1 protein-coding gene is annotated in these 1,219 nt (G+C 40.0%); it reads left to right on the forward strand.

The features are described from left to right. Nucleotides 1–28 precede the first annotated feature (28 nt). The coding region (locus tag ACWD3C_RS48690) for an HAD-IC family P-type ATPase (protein WP_451155279.1) at nt 29–1,219 on the forward strand (1,191 nt) is incomplete at its 3' end.

The raw sequence follows: 1,219 nt of genomic DNA on the forward strand, positions 1-1,219 counted from the left end.
AAAACGACTTCAACAACACAGTAATCACTTGGTTATCCTCTCAGCCATTCTCATTGTACTCGGATACCTTGGTAAATATGGTGTAAATCAAATATGGATTTGGAATTCGACAATGATTATTGCAAGTATTATCGGTTTTATACCTGTTGCAATTCATGCCTATCAAGCAATCAAAGTGAAACAAATTTCGATTGACCTGCTAGTTTCTATTGCAGTTATCGGTGCTTTGTTCATCGGTGAATATGAAGAATCAGCAATTGTCACTTTTCTCTTCGCTTTCGGTGGATTTTTGGAGAAAAAAACGCTTGAAAAAACGCGATCAAGTATCAAAGAACTCACGAATATGGCACCCAGCACAGCCCTATCTGCTGATGGCGAAGAAATGGACATTGATGAAGTTGAAATTGGCGACAAACTCTTAGTAAAAACCGGACGTCAAGTTCCTGTTGATGGTCGTATTTACCAAGGATCTGGCTATGTCAACGAAGCCAGTATCACAGGTGAATCACGTGAAATCAGAAAGGAAGCTGGTACCAAAGTTTTTGCAGGTTCTATCTTAGAAAACGGTACAATTTACGTAGAAGCAGAAAAAGTCGGCGAAGATACAACCTTTGGTAAAATTATTGAACTTGTCGAAGAAGCCCAAGATACCAAATCTCCTGCTGAGAAATTCATCGACCGCTTTGCTAAGTATTACACGCCAGCGGTACTTGTTATTGCAGCTATTACTTGGGTTTTTAGTCATAATCTAGAACTAGCCATCACGATTCTCGTACTTGGTTGCCCTGGTGCCCTCGTGATTGGTGCACCTGTTTCAAATGTTGCAGGAATCGGGAATGGTGCAAAAAGAGGCGTCCTTATCAAGGGAGGTGATGTTATGAATACCTTCAGTCACATTGATACGCTTCTGTTTGATAAGACGGGTACTCTGACGAAAGGCAATACAGAAGTTGTTGTTGTCAAAAATTATGGTGCTTCAAAAGAATTGATTGATGCAGTTGCTTCAGCAGAAAATGAATCTGATCACCCATTAGCAACGGCAGTTGTACGCATGATCGGAAAATTCAATCCTATCAAATTTGAAAAAACGGACGTTGTTAAAGGACAGGGAATCATCGCAGACAACCTATTGATTGGTAATGAAAAAATGATGGTGGTTAATCATATTACGATTTCTCCCGAGCAGAAACAGGACATCACAGAAATCACTGATTCAGGT

It is taken from the genome of Streptomyces sp. NPDC002845 (genome assembly GCF_053591955.1).